Consider the following 16,573-nt stretch of genomic DNA (forward strand, 5'->3'; position numbering starts at 1 on the left):
GCAATCGGTCATATCGACCGCATCCGAAGATTAGCAATCGTTTTCGCTCACTTCAAGCCTGAATCTCGGGGATTCGATGATCGTTTTTGATCGAGTTGTGCCAGAATGAACGAACGCCCGACCGGAAGGACACCGCTATGGACGCCGCACCAGATGCGCATCCCCCGTTTCGGGGTCCGCTCGCGGCAGCGCTCGAACGGCGAGCCGGCATCCACCGCGACGACCTTCGCGACGAGCTCGTGCGAGTCCTCATCGCCCCCGACTCGGCACTGCCAGTGGCATCCGCGCTCGATCGCGACACCTGGGACCTCGAACGCGGCGCCGCCGACCGCCCCGCCCTGCGGGCCGCGCTCCGCGACGCCGAGGCCGGCGCGATCGAGCCCTGGCCGCAGCCCCTCGCGAGCGCAGCCGCGCGCCTGCACCGCGACGGCGACCGCACCGTCTGGGAGGCGGCCGCGTTCGGGCGGCAGCACCGGCTGAGCGTCGCGGCGATCGCCGCGGCGGCCACCCTCGATGACCGGCTCGTCGACGAGGTCGCCGACGGCGTGCAACTGCTCTGCGAGCAGTCGTCCTGGTGCTGGCCGGCCCACGACGACGCGTTCGCCGTGCACGGCTCGGTACTCGCCGACGTGACCGACCCGTACCTCGACCTCGGTGCCGGCGATGTCCTCGCCCAACTCGCCTGGGTCGACCACCTGCTCGGGGCGCAGCTCGACCGACGCTACCCCGGCCTGCGGACCCGCATCCGGCACGAGGCCCGCGTGCGCGTCTTCGACCCGTTCCGCCGCCGACGCGACTGGCACTGGATCGGCCTCGACGGCGACGTGCACAACTGGAACCCGTGGATCCACGGCAACGTGCTCGTCGGCGCGCTGCGCCTGCTCGATGGCGACGGCGACCGCGACCGACGCGCCGAGCTCGTCGCCCTCGCGATCGAGGGCCTCGACCGCTACGTCGCCGCGCTGCCCGACGACGGCGCCGTCGACGAGGGCTACGGGTACTGGTGGAACGGCGCCTGCCGGGCGCTCGAGGCGCTCGACGTGCTCGCGCACGCCACCGGCGGCGTGCTCGACGCGACCCGCGACATCCCCTCGTTGCGTGCAACGGTCGCGTTCCCGCATCGCATGCACCTCGGCGGCGGCTGGTACCTGAACCTCGCCGACGGCCAAGCCCGACCGGCCGACGCCCTGCCCTGGCACGCGCTGCACCGCGCCGCCCGCGCGGTCGGCGACGCCGCCGCGCAGGCGCACGCCGCATCGCACCGCATCCCGGGCGAACCGGCTGCGACTCCCGGCCAGGAGCTCGGCCGACTGCTGCGAGGGGTGACGGATGCCGCGTGGCTGGCCGCCCGGCCCGGCAGCCCGCCCCTCGTGCGCGACGTGTGGCTGCCGTCGATCGAGGTGCTCGTCGCGCGCGTCGCGGCGGGCCGGGTCGACGGCCTGACCGTCGCGGTGAAGGGCGGCGGCAACGGCGAGCACCACAACCACGACGACGTCGGATCGTTCGTGGTCGCCTCCGACGGCGTGCCCGTGCTCGTCGACGCCGGCCGGCCCACCTACACCGCGGCCACGTTCGGCCCCGGCCGCGCCGAGATCTGGACCATGCAGAGCGCGTGGCACAACGTGCCGTGGGTGCGCGGCAGCGGACAGGGCACCGGCCCCGAATTCAGGGCCGCGGATGTCTCGGCGCGGGTCGGCGAGGCATCCACCTCGCTCGCCCTCGACCTCGCGAGCGCCTACCTCGTCGCCGACCTGCGTTCGTGGCGCCGCGAGGTGCGGCTCGAACGCGCACCCGTCGCGGTGCGCATCGAGGATCGCTGGGAGCTGGCGCCCTCGACCAGCGGCGACGAGCCGCGCACCGCCGTGCGCCTGCTCGTGGCCGGCGACCTCGATCTCGATGACGGCCACGCCCGCATCGTGCCGCTCGAGGGCGCGACACCCGTCGTGCTGACCTGGCCGGCCGGCGTTCCGGTGGTCACCGAGACCCGCGACCTCGACGATCCGCTGCTCGTCGAGGTCTGGGGCCACCGACTCACCCGCATCGAGTTCGACGTGACGCACCGGGATGCGTTCTCGGTGACGGTAGAACTGGACCTAGTGAACGCGAAGGATGACCGCGATGACCGATGACACCGCGCCGGGGCTGCTCGCACCCGCCCGCCACGCCTACGTGCAGTCCGTGCTCGCACGCGACGGCGTCGTGCGGATCTCGCAGCTCACCGACGAGCTCGGCGTCACACCCGTCACCCTCCGCCGCGATCTCGCGCTGATGGAGCAGGCCGGGCTCCTCGTCCGCGTGCACGGCGGCGCCGTGCCGCCCGAGGGCGGGCTGCCGACGGCACCCGGGACTGCCGCGAACGATGCGGTCGGCGCGACCGGGGCGACCGGAGCCGAGGAGGCGGCGCCGAAGCTCACCGGCACCATCGCGGTGCTCGTGCCGTCGCTCAACTTCTACTGGCCGACCGTCGTGCGCGGCATCGAGGAACGGGCACGCGCGCTCGGGCTCAAGGTGCTGCTGCGCGGTGCGTCCTACGAACTGCAGGACGAACGCCCGGTGCTCGAGCGCCTCGTCCAGAGCGACGAGGTGCGCGGACTGATCGTCGCTCCGAACACCGACACGCCCCACGCGCAGGATGTCGTGCAGTGGCTGGCCGACTGCGGCATCCCGAGCGTGCTCGCCGAGCGAGACGCGACCCGCCTGCCCGAGCACGAGCCCGTCGAGTCGGCGACGACCGACCACGCACTCGGCGCAGTCCTCGCCGCACGGCACCTCGCCGCCCTCGGCCACCGCAAGGTCGGGCTGGTGCTGTCGCGCGAATCGCCCACGTCGCGCAAGATCGCCGCCGGATGGCAGGCGGCCTGCGACGACCTCGGTCTCGACGCTGCCGAGCACTTCGAGACGGTGGTGCCCGACCGCAGCACGCCCGAGTTCTCGGACACCATCAATGCTGCGCTCGATGTCGCCACCGGCGCGGGCGTCACGGCGCTGCTCGTGCACTCCGACCCCGAGGCGATGGCGTTCGTCGACCTCGCCCTGAATCGCGGCATCTCGGTGCCCGGCGACCTGTCGATCATCGCGTACGACGACGAGATCGCCGAGCTCTTCACCCCCGCGCTCACCGCGGTGCAACCGCCACGCCTCGACGTCGGCCGTGCGGCGATCGATCTGCTCGCCCAGCGGATCCTCGAGCCCGATCGCGCCGTGCACCGGCTGACGATCAGTCCCAGGCTCGTCGTTCGCGAGTCGACGGCGCCGCCGCGACACGGGTGAACGCGCGCGGTCGGGCACCCCGAGACGGTCGCGCGACGATGTCCTCTGGGGGGTAGCGATCGAGGCACCCTCGCGTTGTATGGTGGCGCCAAAGGGTGTACGACCCTGGCGACGCTCGGGCGCCGCTCTCACTCAGGGGGAAACGACATGAAGAAGACGACCAAGGCGACGATCGCGATCGGGGCCGGCGTGGTGCTGCTCCTGGGGGGAGCCGGCACGTTGGCCTATTGGACCGATGAAGCCGATTTCGGCGTCGATCAGACCATCACCGCAGGCACGCTCACCGTGGAGCCGGTAGACGACGGCACCTGGACGGCGACCTTCGACGGCGGAGAGAGCAAGATCGAGGTGCCGCCCGGCTCGGACACGCGCATCGTTCCCGGCAACACGCTCGAGTTCACGCAGACCGTCGAGATCATCGCGTCGGGCGACGATCTGTATTTCACGATCGAGCAGAACGATCCCTTGATCACCGTTGATCCCGCGCTCGAGACGGCCCTCGAGCGCGCCGAAATAGAGGTCAGCGAGCTCGAGCCCGGCGGCAGCATCGAAGAGACCGGGACAGAGGGCGTTTACCAAGTCACGGCGAACGATGAAACGCCCGCGATCATCGAGGTCACCTTGACGATCGTCTGGCCGTTCGGTGCCGACGGAAGCCCCGCAACCGACAACCCCGCGATGGGCGGCGTGGTCACGCTCTCGGCGGGCGCCATCACCGTCACCCAAGTCGTGGCCCCGACCACCCCCTAGCGGCAGGGCGCGGGGCCGCGCGAACCGGTCCCGCGGCCGGCAGGTCGAGTCCTGTCCGTCGAGACGACACGGGGTGGATCCATGAACCCGCAAGCACCGGAGCGCCGACGACGTGGTCGCGCGTCGCCGACGCGGCCGACGCGCGCTCGTCTGCGCGCGCCCGGCGTGCGCGCGGTGCTCAGCGGAGCGGGGGCGATGCTCGTCGGCGTGCTCGCGGCGGTGCTCATGGCGGGCGGGAGCACCGCCTTCCTCACCGCGACGACCCCGGTGGGCACATCGGGCACGCTCATGGCGGGCACCTCGAACCTGCTCATCGGAGAGGGCGCCAATGCGCCGGCGCAGTCGGTGACGATCCCGGCGGGGGTGTACCAGGGCATGCTGCCGGGCGATTTCATCGGGCATCAGCTGATCCTGCACAACACCGGTGACGTGGAGGTCGAGATCTCGATGAGCCTGAGCTCGGTGAGCGCGTGGGAGACCCGTGTGGCGACGGGCGCGTGTCCGGCGACGGTGCTGCCCGGAGCCGCGCTCGGCCCGACGCCGGTCGTGCTCGTCTCGGACGTGGCCGCCGAAGCGACGGTGACGGTGTGCCTGCAGCTGCTGCTGCCGCTCACCACGCCGGCCTCGACCGAGAACACGTCGGCCAGCTTCACCGTGGTCTTCGACTCGAGGCAGACGGGGGAATGATGGCACCGATCGGGCGCAACGGGCGCATCGCGGCGATCACGGGCATCGTCGCGCTCAGCCTCGTGACCGCGTCGTCGGCGGGCTGGGCGTACTGGACCTCGCAGGCGACGGTGAACCTCACGGCGAGCTCGGCCGACCTCACGATCACGACCGACAACTTCCCCTCGCTGGAGCACGTGTTCTTGAACGAGTCCCTGGCGCACACCGGCAGCGTCACCGTCACGAACACCACCGTCTCGTCGAGCACGCAGGGCAGCCAGGTGGAGCTGACCTTCAGCGGCACGGGCGGGGATGCGTACCGAAGCAACTTCGCATTCACGGTGTGGCTGCAGACCGGGGACAACCCCTGCACGGCCGAAGCGACGCCCGGCCCCGCGCTCGCGTCTGGCACGTGGGGCGACGGCGACACCTACACCACGCCGCCCGACGAGGGATTCCTACCGGACGAGTCTCGCATCTACTGCGTGCGCACCACCGCGACCCGCGCGACGACGAACTGGCCGCCGAACGGCGCGATGTCGTTCACGCCGCAGATCAGCGCCGAGATCGTGCGCGGCAACTACAGCGGTGCCGCCTCGGCCAGCACGACCCAGTCGAGCCAGTACATCTTCCCGGTCTACGGCCCCCCGACTGCGGACACGGCCTGGTTCTTCATCCACACCCTGGCGACCGGGCCGGAGCGCAGATGCCTGGATGTGAGCGGGGGCAATTCGGCCCCCGGCGCGACGGTGCTGGGTATCGTGTGCAAGAACGCGGACGTGGCGAATCAGGCATGGCGCTTCGTCCCGATCGACGGCAAGCCCGGCTACTACCAGATCATCAGCAATCTCTCGAACACCTTGGCCATCGCCGCGGAGCCCACGGGCACCGCGCTCCACACGGCGACGTCGAGTCCAGCGAACGTGCAACAGCACTGGACGCTGCAGAAGACCGATGTGGGCTTCACGAACGCCATGTGGGAACGGTGGCGTTACCAGATCGTCAACGACGGCACCGGTCTCTGCATGACGACCGGTCTGTTGCCCGGCACCAACGGCATCTCATTGGCCCCCTGCGAAAGACTCGACACGCAGATCTTCTTCGTGGTGCGCACGATGTTCTCGGGCATTAACGCCGATCCCGATACCGACACGATCTTCTGCAGCTTTGTAACCGGACCTCCCGCACCTGACGAACCTTCAGGTACCCAGCCCGTGCCCCGCTTCGTCTATCGCGTCACCGCCGGGACGCCCGGTATGCGGTATGACGTGCATTTCATCAACAGCGCCGGCCAGCTAGTCTGGCCCGGCGGCGTGAGCGTCGGTGCGAACGGCATGGCTACCTGGTCGAACGCCACCACTACCAACGGTCTGGCCGGAACCGGAACCCTCGAGATCTACGAAGATGTCGATAATCCGAACGCGGGCAATGTGGACCCGGGCACCCTCATCGCCCGGGGATCCCTCTCCAATGTGACGCCCCAGTCCTGCTCCCTGACGGGCATGGGCGGTGCAGCACCGTGACCCCGCCGTCGGTCGCGCGGACACCGAGGTGGGCGGCCTCGGTCCTCTTCGCCGCGTTCGCCGCCGCACTCCTCGGCGTCGGCTCCGCGGCTCCCGCGCAGGCCGCGAACCCGCCGATCGCGATCTCCCCCGACGGCGTCGTGTACGCCGCGCAGTACCCGGGGCAGCTGTTCGAGGGGGTTCTGATCGTGCCCACCGGGTCGGCCGTGCGGCCGTTCTGGGTGCAGAACACCGGGCCGACCGGGGCGAACCTGGCGATCGCCGTTCGAGACGTCCAGTCCGCCGATCCCGAGTTCTTGGCGGCGCTCGGCATCTCGGCGGTGTCGGGCGCGCAGGGTGGGGCCGTCGTCGTCCTCGACGAGGTCGGCGCCTGCGCATCGCTGCTTCGGGGCGTGCACCTGGAGCCGGGCCAGAGCACGCAGGTCGACATCGAGTTGGCGATGGCGAACGTCGGGGGCACCGTCGCGCAGGGCTCGACCGCCTCGTTCAATGTCAGGGTGAATCTGACGAGCGACGACGTGCCCGCTCCCGACGGCTGCACGCCGCCGATCCCTCCCCAACCCGAAGGCCCCGACATTCCGGGCGTGCTCGCACCGACGTCGGGCCTCACGGCCGGCTCGCCGGCGACCGACGCCACCGCGGCCCCCGAACCCGACGGTGACGTGCGTGCGCTCGAGGGCGACACCGACCGGTTCTTCCAGGAGTACTTCGTGCTCACCTGGCCCATCGCGCTCGTCATCGGCGGTGCATGCGCCTGGTGGTGGGCGCGTCGGCGCCGAGCGGACGGGTCATGAGCGAGGGCACCGCGGCTCCGCGGGCCACGCTCGACGCATCGCGTCGGCGGGGCAGTGGGTGGGCGCTCGCCGGTCTCGCGCTGGCGTGGGTGGCGTTGGCGTTCGTCTCGGTCTTCACCACGCTGGTGGTCGTGCTGCCCGCGGTCACCGGATCAACGCCGTACACGATCGTGACCGGCTCGATGGAGCCGCGGTATCCGGCCGGCACGCTGCTCGTCGTCACCCCCACCGACCCGCATGCCGTGCGCATCGGGGATGTCATCACCTACCGCCCCGCATCGGGCGGATACCGTCTGGTCACGCACCGGGTCGTCGAGATCGTGCAGCCCGGCCCCGACGAGACCGCCCCGAGCTTCGTCACCGAGGCCGACGCGAGTGGCGCCTCCGACCCGCAACCGGTCGCGCCCACGCAGGTGTCAGGGCGGGTGTGGTACGCGGTACCATGGGTGGGCGCGATCAACAACTTCGTCAACGGCGACCTGCTGCGGGCATTCGTGGCCCCGATGCTGGCGGGAATGCTGTTCTTCGCCAGCGGGTACGCCATCGTCGCGCGCCTCGGCGAGCGGCGACGCCTACGTGTCGCCGCGCTCGGCGATCGCTGAACGACGTCGATCGCGCACGTGCGAGATGAGCATCCAGGCGCCGTAGCCGAACAGCGCCACCGCTGCGATGGGGATGAGGATCGCGCGACGCTCGCCGGAGATCACGTTGTTCACCCAACCGACCCACGGCACCGCGTACCACACGGTGCCGCGCACCTGCACCGCGCGCACCGGTTCGGCATCGGCCACTCCGTTCGCGTCGCCCCTCGTGATGAAGCTGCGTTCGCCCCCGGGCAGATTCGGCGAGCGGATCTGCTCGATGCGGTGCGTCACCACGGTGGATGCGCCCGACTCGAGCTGGTAGGTGATGACATCGCCGATGCGCAGTTCATCGGGGTCGACGGGTTTGACGATCACGAGGGTGCCGGGCGGCAGGCTCGGCGCCATCGAACTGGTGAGGATCGTGTACGCCGCCGAGCCCGTCACCGCGGGCACGACGATCACGAGCGCGGCGACCAGGGTCACGAACGCGAGGAGCGCCCACGAGACGCCGAGCGCGATCGCGCGCCCGACCCCGCCTCCTGATGCCTCCACCCTGGGATGCTACGCCCCCACCGGTGTCTCGCAGCGGAAGGGCGGGTCCGCGTCAGGTCCAGGCACGGGTGCCGCGCGCCGACCAGTAGGCGCCGGGATCCTCGGCGAGCGCCGCCGCCGCCGACCACACCGCCGCGCTGGGCCCCCGCGACGCGAGGTTCGAATCGAGCTGTGCCGCAGTGACCGCGCCGCTCAGGACGACGTCGGCCCAGGGCTGCGCCCGCGCCGCGCCGATCGCGAACCCATCGACCGACTGCCCGTCGGCGGTTGCGAGGACCGCGAGCGCCGAGGCATCCTCCGCGTCGCTTGCGCCCGACGCACCCGGCGCGGCGATCGCCGCGAGCCGCCCGTTCGCGACCGCCTCTTTCACGACGACCAGCCAGCCCGCGTCGTGCGCTCGCGCGAGTGCGGGGGCGACCGAGCGCTCGAGCAGGTTCCACGTCGCCTGCACTGCGCTGAACGGCGAGTCGGCGAGTTCGCGCGCCGCGTCGAGCGCGTCGCCCTGTCGCGGACCGCTCGTCGAGATCCCCACGCGCACCCCGGATGCCGCGAGCGTGCGCAGCCGGTCGAGCAGCGCCGCGTCGGCGAGGGCCGGACTGTCGGGCGTGAGCGAGTGGATGAGGTACACGTCGGGCGCTCCCCCGAGCGCGGCGAGCGTCGCCGGCCACTGCCGTTCGAACATGGGCAGTGAGTGCTCCTTGCGCTCGTGCACGGCGGCGTCCATGCGCCACTCGCCGACGTACTCGTAGCCCCACTTCGACTCGATCGTGAGCGATGCGCGCCGCTCGGGGTGCGCGGCCAGCCACGACCCGAGGAACTCCTCGGCCAGGCCGTACGACCGCGCGGCGTCGATGAACCGGATGCCCCGCTCCCACGCCGCTTCGAGCATCGCGTGGGCGCGGTCGCGCATCGTCGCGATGCTGCGGTCGGCCCCGAGGTCGGCCGAGCGGTGCGCCGTGATGTAGGCCGGTCGGCCGAGCGCGGCGAGGCCCAGCCCGAGCGGGGCGAGCGCGGCACGATCCATGCTCGGGATGCTACGCCCGCCGCCGAACGAGCGGTCGCGGCGCGGCGCGGCGTCGCCCGGATGTTCCGGGTCGCGCGATCATGACAACTGAGCGTCCGCGACGATCGCAACACCGTGCGGGGCGAGGATCGAACCGGATGCCTCGGCGCCGGTGAGCACGTCGGTGCCGTCGATCAGCAGCCGCGCGTCGTCGGGCCCATGGTTGATGACGAAGACGAGTTCTCCGCGACGAACGGCTTCGACATCGGACCCGTCAGCCACCGCCTCGGGGCGCTCCAGGCCCGCCTCGGCGGCCACTCGCTCGGCGAGCCGCGTGAGGGCCGGCTGCTCGGGCAACGTGGCGACGTACCATCCGCCGCCCCCGCCGACCGCCCGTCTGGTGACCGCCGGCCATCCGGCGAGCGCGCCGTCGGTGAAGCTCGCGAGCGTCTCGGCGTCGCCGGTGCGCACGAACTCGGCCCACACCGAGCCCATCGCAGCGCCGCCGAGCACGTCGCCGTCGATGGGAACCCGGGGCGTCGTACCGCCGCCGCCGGCGCGGAGGTCGGGTCCTGCGGGCGGCGCGAACTCCTCGATCCACAGGCCGAGGGCGCGGCGAAGCGGCTCCCCGAGGTAGCCGCCGAGTCGCACGTGCAGGTGCTCGTCGAGCACCGCTGTGCCGAAGCCGACGACGAGCGTTCCGCCCGCTTCTGCGAACGCCGCGAGGTTCGACACCTCGGCATCGGTCGCGACGAAATGCGCGGGCGCGACGACGACGCGGTACGGCGTCAGGTCGCCGTCGGCGCGCACGAAGTCGACGGCGAACCCGAGCGAGGTGAACGCGCGATGCCAGGCGAACAGCACCTCGAGATACGAGACGGTCGTCGGGGACGCCGGTTGCTCGATCGCCCACCAGCTGTCCCAGTCGAGCGTGATGGCGACGTCGGCGGGTACCCGGCTGCCCTCGATGCCGGTGTCGGGCCCCGAAAGCCGGCGAAGCTCGCCGCCCAGCTGCTCGATCTCGCGCCACACGCGCGTCTCGGTGCCGCCGTGCGGAACCATCCCCGAATGGAACTTCTCGGAGCCGGCCGCCGACTGTCGCCATTGGAAGAACAGGATGCCGTCGGCGCCGCGCGCGACCGACTGGTACGACCACGCCCGCATCTGGCCGGGCGCCTTCGGCGCGTTGCGCGCGCGCCAGTTCACGGCGCTCGGCGACTGCTCCATGAGGATCCACGGCGCACCGCCGCCGAGCGATCGCATGAGATCGTGCACCATCGCCCCGTACGCGGGCGAATCCGGGTCAGCCGGGTCGGGATACGTGTCGTCCGAGACGACGTCGACGTGCGGCGCCCACTTCCAGTAGTCGACGGGCTTGAAGAAGCCCATGAAGTTCGTCGTGATCGGCACGTCGGAGCCGGCGCGGATGACCTCGACCTCGGCCAGGTAGCATGCGAGCAGTTCGTCGCTCGAGAACCGGTCGAAGTCGAGCAGTTGCGTCGGATTGCCGAGGGTCGGCGCGGTACGCGGCGGCTCGACTTCGTCGAACGAATCGTAATGCTGCGACCAGAACGCGGTGCCCCAGGCGCGATTCAGTTCGTCGATCGAGCCGTACTGGGCCTCGAGCCAGGCACGGAACGCCGTCGCCGACACGTCGCAGTAGCAACGGCTGACGTGGCATCCGTACTCGTTGTTGACATGCCAGAGCTCGAGCGCGGGATGCCCGGCGTACCGCTCGACCAGGCGCTCGACCAACCGCCTCGCGTAGTCGCGGTAGACCGGCGAACTCGGGCAGTACTGCTGCCTGCTCCCAACGCTCAGCCGCACGCCGTCCTGCGTCACGGGCAACGTCTCGGGGTGGAGCTTCGCGAGCCACGGCGGCGGCGAAGCCGTTGCGGTCGCGAGGTCGACGCGGATACCGCCCGCGTGCAGGGTGTCGAGCACGTCGTCGAGCCATCCGAAGTCGTACTCCCCCGGCCGCGGCTCGAGCCGCGCCCACGAGAACACCGCCACCGTCGCAAGGTTCACCCCGCCGCGCTGCATGAGGCGCACATCGTCGTCCCAGACCTCACGCGGCCACTGCTCGGGGTTGTAATCGCCGCCGTACCGGATCGTCACCCGTTCACCCTGTCAGTGGTGCGGGCGCCCTGCCAAGCCTTGGCCTTCGACGAAGGCAGCGACCGTGGTCGAACCGAGATTCTGCGGTAGCGAGGGCGGGACTCGAACCCGCGACACCACGATTATGAGCCGTGTGCTCTAACCACCTGAGCTACCCCGCCGCATGATCCCCCGGCGAACCGGGCGAACCAGAGCCCCGAGTCAGGATTGAACTGACGACCCCTTCCTTACCATGGAAGTGCTCTACCACTGAGCTATCGGGGCGCGCTGCCGAACTCGGCAACCACACGAGAATATCACCTCAGCGGGCGTGCTCCGAATCGAGGTCGGGAGTCGTCGGCGGCGTTCTCGAACTGCACCGCGAGGCGTGCCACTCGTCCCTCAGTGCCGGCACTGACACCCCCAATCCGGGGGGCCCCTCAGGTGGGGGGTGCATGCGCGGCGTAACGTGGCCCGAGTTCCAGTCCATTCGCGCGGTCATTGGGGGATGACGCGTGAGCGCCGCATCAGTTCTCGAGCATGCCGGACGACCGAAGTCCGACGGGGCGTCGAGTGCGGCCCGAAGCGGCGAGCGGCGGGTGGATGCCGCATCCGTCGTCGAATCGGATGCCCCGCCGGCGGCCCGGCCGCTGCGCCTCACCGAGGTGGCGACGGAGTTCCGGATGCTGCGCGGCCGGCGCATCGACCTCGAGTCGGCGTCGCTCGTGGCCGAGGAGACGGCGGGCTGGCCCGAGCTCGTTCGGGTGATCGCGACGGCGGTCGACGCGGTGGATGACGAGTCGGTCGACGCCGAACTCCCGGCAGCCCTCACCGGCGACGTCGCCGCACCCTGGTTCGAGCAGATGCTCGCGCGGCTCGACGGCGGCGCGGTGCGCGCGCTCGGCCGTGTGGCGGCGCTGCCTGCGGTCGACATCGGGCTCGCCACCGCGCTCGCGGGCTGGTCGGATGCCTCGGCCCTCGGGTCGGCACTCGACCAGATCCCGCACCGGCAGACGACCGGCGGCCGCACGACGATCGCCCCCATGCTGCGGCGCCACCTGCTGCACCGGATGAGCGTTCCCGAACGTGAGGACGCCGCCCGCGCGGCCGCCCGCCGACTCGTCGCCGAGGGCGCGGCGGACGACGCGGCATACGCGCTGGCGGCGGGCGGCAGCTGGCACGAACTCGCCGACCTGCTCGCCACGCTGCCGGAGTCGCGCACCCGCCCCGCCCGGTGGATCGCCGCCGTGCCGCCGCAGATCGTGCGGGCGACACCGTCGTTCGCCGATGCCGCCGAGGCAGCGCGCGCCGACGCCCGGGCGATCCCCGTGTCGCGCGCCTCCGACGGCGGACTGCTCGCGACCGCACTGCGACGCCTGCGGCGCGGCGAAGTCACCGGCGCCGTGCCGTCGCTGCGGCGGGCGGTGCGCACCGGCGCGACCGCCCGTGAGCGCCTCACCGCCCATCTGGCGCTGCTCGTCATCCGCGCACCGCTCGTGCCGCGTCAGTTCACCCTCGACGCGTGCTGCGCACTCGAACGCGACGCCCTCGCCGAAGGACTCGGTGGCGTCGCCCGGCTCGCTCGCGGTGCGATCGCGACCGTGTGCCTTCCGCTCGGGCAGGGGCGCTCCGCCGCGCGCGACGTGGTCGACCGGTTCGCGCAGCACGGCGATCCCGTCGGCGCCGCCGTCGTCGAAGGGCTCGACGTGCTCGCCGCGCTGCGGGCACGACGGGCCGACGTGGGGCAGGTGCTCGCGTTCGCCGATCGGTGCGACGAGCTCGGGCAACCGGAGCTCGCCGCGTGGGCGCGGGCCGCCGGGGCGATGGTCGGCGCGGCACGCGGCGCCGGCGATCTCGGGCGGCTCCTGCACGCCGCCGAGTCGGCGGCGATCGGTGCCGGTATCGCCGGGCCACGGGCATTCCTCGAGGCAGCGGTCGCGCTCTCGGGGTCGGCGGGCGGCGCCGTGCACGCGGCATCCGCTCGTCGCCTCGCACTCGAGGCGGGCCTGCCGCGCCTGCCGCTCCCGGCCGACCTGCCGTCGCCCGACCGAGTCGCACCGGCCCCACCGCTGCACACCCGAGAGCGCGACGCGGCGCCCGAGCCGCCGACCGCTCTGCCGCTGCGCCGGGTGACCGTCGCGTGCTTCGGCGGGTTCCGGCTGCGCATCGACGGCGCCGACGCCGACCTGCGGACGGTGCGTCCACAGGCGCGCACGGTGCTGCGGATGCTCGCGCTGAACGCCGGCACCCCGCTGCACCGCGAACTCATCGCCGATCTGCTCTGGGCCGACCTCGGGCGCGACTCGGCACTGCACGCCCTGCACGTGAGCGTGTCGAGTCTGCGCCGGCTGCTGTCGGGCGATCCGGGCGCACCGGCCGGCGTCGTCGAGCGCGAGGGCGAGGCGTACCGGCTCGGGCTCGCCGACCGCGGGGCGTGCGACCTGTCGAGCTTCGACGACCACCTCACCCGAGCGGCCGCCGCGAAGCGCCGAGGGGATCTCGCCGCCGCTCGCGACGGACTGGTCGGCGCACTCGACCTCTACCGCGGCGAAGTGCTTCCCGAGGACGGACCCGCCGAGTGGGCGCTCGGAGCACGCGAACGGTACCGGTTGCGGGCGGCCGAGGCAGCGGCGTCGCTTGCACACCTGCACGCCCGGCTCGGCAATGGACGCGCCGCCGTGGCGGTCGCCCGACGCGCGGTCGAGATCGACCCCTGGATGGACGAGTCGTGGCGCACGCTCGTCGCGATGCACCACCGGGCCGGCGACGTCATCGCCGCCCGCCGCGCCGAGGACGGCTACCGCCGGATGCGCGCCGAGCTCGGCGTCGAGTGAGCGGCGCGCCCCGCGCCGCCGCCCCGCCGCCCCGCCGCCCCGCCGGCAGCGAGAGAACCACATTTGCGCTATGGAGCGCCGTTCGGAGGTGGTTCCATCCCGCAAATCTGCCTCGATCGGGGGCGGGGCGAGCGCCGCGAGGCGGTCAGCGGCCGTAGAACTCGACCTCGGCGAGAGCCACGTGCGTGGCATCCGTGGCGCCGTGCGCACCCTCGATCGTGAGGCGCACCGCAACCACGTCGTCGATGCCGACCTCGAAGCGCTGTGCTCCCGGCTCGTCGGCGACCGCGAGCACCTGCTCGTGCACCTGCCCGGCCGAGTCGGTCGCCGTCAGCCGCAGCGTCGCCGGCCGCGCCTCGGCGAGGAACGCCGCCTGCTCCCCCGATGCGCCCGGGAACACCTGCACCGCGACCAGCCGGAACGGCTCGGCGAACCGGGCGTCGAGGAACTCTCCGACGGCCGGCCCGGTGGGTGCCGGTGCCCACGCGACGTCGCTGAACCCGTCGTGGGCCTGTGTCGCCGGTCGCCCGTCGGCCTCGCTCGACGCGATGAGCTCGACCGGGTTGCGCGCGGTCGACTCGACGATGCGGTCGGCGACCGTCTGCACGATCCCCGCGATGGTTCCCCGCGCGAACCAGGCGCAGAGCCCGATCGCGACGATGATCAGGATCGTCACGATCCAGCCGACGCGCATGCGTCGCCGCTGCCGCGGCCTGGTGCCCGCGGCGGCCTGCTTCGACGCCGGCAGCGACCGGTCGGCCTCGGGCGCGAGCGGCGCCGCGCAGCGGCGGCAGAAGTGGCGGGTGGGCGCGTTGCCGGTTCCGCACCGGGGGCAGACGAGATCGCCGGGCTTGGGCGCATCGGCCGGCCGGTGCGTCGTGGGGCGCGTCTTCGCACGACTCGGCGTCGCCATCGGCTTGCGCGCCGCGGGCGCAACCGGCCCGGGCCCGGCCGGCTTCGCGGACGTCGGCTTCTGCGGCGCGACGGGCTTGATGGCCGTCGGCGCGACCGGTTTGATGGCCGTCGGCGCGACCGGCTTCGGGACTTCGGATGTCGCGGCCGACGCGGTGGCGCCGGCGATCGTCGTCGCAGCGGCGGCTGCGGCTGCGGTGGCCGCGGCGGCACGTGCGGCTCGGCGGGGGTGCCGAGTGTCGGACGCCGGGGCGGTTTCCCGGTCGTGCTCGTCGTGCTCGATCGGCGCCGGCGAGACCGTCGGCGCAGAGGTGAGCTCGGGGGCCGCCACCGGCACGGGCTCAGGCTCAGGCTCGGGCTCGGGCTCCGGCTCCGGCTCCGGCTCCGGCTCCGGCACAGGGTCGGACTCCGCCACAGGCTCCGGCACGAGCACGGGCTCGGGCTCGGGCTCGGGCACAGGTTCGGACTCCGCCACAGGCTCGGGCTCGGGCTCGGGCTCGGGCTCGGGCTCCGGCTCCGGCTCCGGCACAGGGTCGGACTCCGCCACAGGCTCCGGCACGAGCACGGGCTCGGGCTCGGGCTCGGGCTCCGGCACAGGGTCGGACTCCGCCACAGGCTCGGGTTCGGGCTCCGGCACAGGGTCGGACTCCGCCACAGGCTCGGGTTCGGGCTCCGGCACAGGGTCGGACTCCGCCACAGGCTCCGGCTCGGGCACGGGCTCGGGCTCCAGCACAGGTTCGGGTTCAGGCTCCGGCACAGGGTCGGGTTCAGGCTCCAGCACAGGGTCGGGTTCGGGTTCAGGCTCCGGCACGGGCTCGACGATCGACGCCGGGCCCGCGACATCCGGTTCGGGCTCGTCCGCGACATCCGGCTCGTCGACGCCGGCCGCGCCGCGATCCCAGGCGAGGTACGCGCCGCACTGGCCGCAGAAGTCGTCGCCGGGCTCGTTCTCGGCGCCGCACTCGTCGCAGATCAGCTTCGCCGCGCTCATGCCGCCCCCGCCTTCGTGACCTCGATCTCGCAGTGCACGTGCGCGGGCATCACGCGGCGCGCGGCACGCTCGAGCTTCTGGCGCAGCTCCTCGACGGGGTCGCGCTTCGCGCTTCCGGGCGACTCGACCGGCTTCGCGCCGCCCTTCCCCATGCGTACGCGCACGCGCACCTGCGCGCCGGGCTCGCCGGGCAGCTTTCCGCGCGCGGTCGGCGACCACGACGTGCCACCCGATTCGGTGAGCTCGACCGTCGCGTCGGGTCCGGCGACGAGCTGCATGGTCTCGAGCACGCCGCGCGGGGTGCCGGCCATGCGGTGCAGGCTCGCGACCTCGGCGACGACGCGTCGACGGTGCTCGACCGACCAGTCCTCGTCGAGTTCGACGTCGACCCACGATCCGAGCCAGTCGAGGAAGTCGGCCGGGGTCGTGCCGGGCCGCACGTACCATTCGAGGTTGTCGAGCGTCGTGAACACCGGCGCGATCGCGTCGTCGAACCCGAGCAGGAACCGCTGCAAGAACTCGTCCTCCTGCAGCACGGCCGGCAGCCGCGACCCGTACGGCGCCGGGTTCGCGAGGCCTCGCACGGTGCCGCGCACG

Annotated in this window: 13 protein-coding genes and 2 tRNA genes; 8 read left to right on the forward strand and 7 right to left on the reverse strand. The window is 72.4% G+C overall.

Annotated elements, in window-relative coordinates; translation table 11 throughout:
- Positions 1-137 precede the first annotated feature (137 nt).
- The 7 genes from FLP10_RS06325 (at position 138) to FLP10_RS06355 (ending at position 7,605) form a co-directional block, all read left to right on the forward strand.
- Positions 138-2,129, forward strand: coding sequence for a heparinase II/III domain-containing protein (locus FLP10_RS06325; protein WP_149160103.1), 1,992 nt, complete (start codon positions 138-140; stop codon positions 2,127-2,129).
- Positions 2,119-3,270 carry a substrate-binding domain-containing protein gene (locus tag FLP10_RS06330; protein WP_149160104.1) on the forward strand — a complete coding sequence of 384 codons (1,152 nt, stop codon included), beginning with the start codon at positions 2,119-2,121 and terminating at the stop codon, positions 3,268-3,270. Before FLP10_RS06325 ends, FLP10_RS06330 begins: the two co-directional genes overlap by 11 nt.
- A 147-nt stretch (positions 3,271-3,417) precedes the next feature.
- Positions 3,418-4,020, forward strand: a complete 603-nt coding sequence (locus FLP10_RS06335) for an alternate-type signal peptide domain-containing protein (RefSeq protein ID WP_149160105.1) — start codon at positions 3,418-3,420, stop codon at positions 4,018-4,020.
- Between the two features lie 81 nt (positions 4,021-4,101).
- Entirely contained in the window at positions 4,102-4,707 is a 606-nt protein-coding gene (locus tag FLP10_RS06340) for a hypothetical protein (protein ID WP_149160106.1), read from the forward strand.
- Positions 4,704-6,209, forward strand: a complete 1,506-nt coding sequence (locus FLP10_RS06345) for an RICIN domain-containing protein (RefSeq protein WP_149160107.1) — start codon at positions 4,704-4,706, stop codon at positions 6,207-6,209. The genes FLP10_RS06340 and FLP10_RS06345 overlap by 4 nt, the downstream gene beginning before the upstream one ends.
- The gene (locus FLP10_RS06350) at positions 6,206-7,003 is read left to right on the forward strand and encodes a hypothetical protein (protein ID WP_149160108.1); all 798 of its coding nucleotides are present in this window, start codon (positions 6,206-6,208) and stop codon (positions 7,001-7,003) included. The genes FLP10_RS06345 and FLP10_RS06350 overlap by 4 nt, the downstream gene beginning before the upstream one ends.
- Positions 7,000-7,605, forward strand: a complete 606-nt coding sequence (locus FLP10_RS06355; protein WP_168209117.1) for a signal peptidase I — start codon at positions 7,000-7,002, stop codon at positions 7,603-7,605. The genes FLP10_RS06350 and FLP10_RS06355 overlap by 4 nt, the downstream gene beginning before the upstream one ends.
- Here FLP10_RS06355 and FLP10_RS06360 read toward each other — a convergent pair.
- The 5 genes from FLP10_RS06360 to FLP10_RS06380 form a co-directional block, all read right to left on the reverse strand.
- A complete protein-coding gene (locus FLP10_RS06360) occupies positions 7,576-8,139 on the reverse strand; it encodes a signal peptidase I (protein ID WP_149160110.1) in 564 nt (187 codons plus the stop codon). The genes FLP10_RS06355 and FLP10_RS06360 overlap by 30 nt on opposite strands.
- A 52-nt stretch (positions 8,140-8,191) precedes the next feature.
- On the reverse strand, positions 8,192-9,163 hold the full coding sequence (locus tag FLP10_RS06365) for an aldo/keto reductase (protein ID WP_149160111.1): 972 nt from the start codon (positions 9,161-9,163) through the stop codon (positions 8,192-8,194).
- 78 nt (positions 9,164-9,241) lie between these two features.
- Complete coding sequence (locus FLP10_RS06370; RefSeq protein WP_246150227.1) at positions 9,242-11,260, reverse strand: beta-galactosidase; 2,019 nt, start codon at positions 11,258-11,260, stop codon at positions 9,242-9,244.
- Between the two features lie 87 nt (positions 11,261-11,347).
- Positions 11,348-11,421 (reverse strand) — tRNA-Met (locus tag FLP10_RS06375).
- Between the two features lie 31 nt (positions 11,422-11,452).
- Positions 11,453-11,524 (reverse strand) — tRNA-Thr (locus tag FLP10_RS06380).
- A 230-nt stretch (positions 11,525-11,754) separates the two neighbouring features.
- On the opposite strand from FLP10_RS06380, the gene FLP10_RS06385 reads away from it, so the two are divergent.
- Positions 11,755-14,073, forward strand: coding sequence for an AfsR/SARP family transcriptional regulator (locus FLP10_RS06385; protein WP_149160112.1), 2,319 nt, complete (start codon positions 11,755-11,757; stop codon positions 14,071-14,073).
- A gap of 145 nt (positions 14,074-14,218) precedes the next feature.
- Here the strand turns inward: FLP10_RS06385 and FLP10_RS17550 are convergent, their stop codons facing one another.
- Entirely contained in the window at positions 14,219-15,976 is a 1,758-nt protein-coding gene (locus FLP10_RS17550) for a zinc ribbon domain-containing protein (RefSeq protein WP_210418487.1), read from the reverse strand.
- The gene (locus tag FLP10_RS06395) at positions 15,973-16,572 is read right to left on the reverse strand and encodes a phage tail protein (protein ID WP_149160113.1); all 600 of its coding nucleotides are present in this window, start codon (positions 16,570-16,572) and stop codon (positions 15,973-15,975) included. The genes FLP10_RS17550 and FLP10_RS06395 overlap by 4 nt, the downstream gene beginning before the upstream one ends.
- Position 16,573 lies beyond the last annotated feature (1 nt).

This window comes from Agromyces intestinalis (assembly GCF_008365295.1).
In the GTDB taxonomy this organism is placed as follows: domain Bacteria; phylum Actinomycetota; class Actinomycetes; order Actinomycetales; family Microbacteriaceae; genus Agromyces; species Agromyces intestinalis.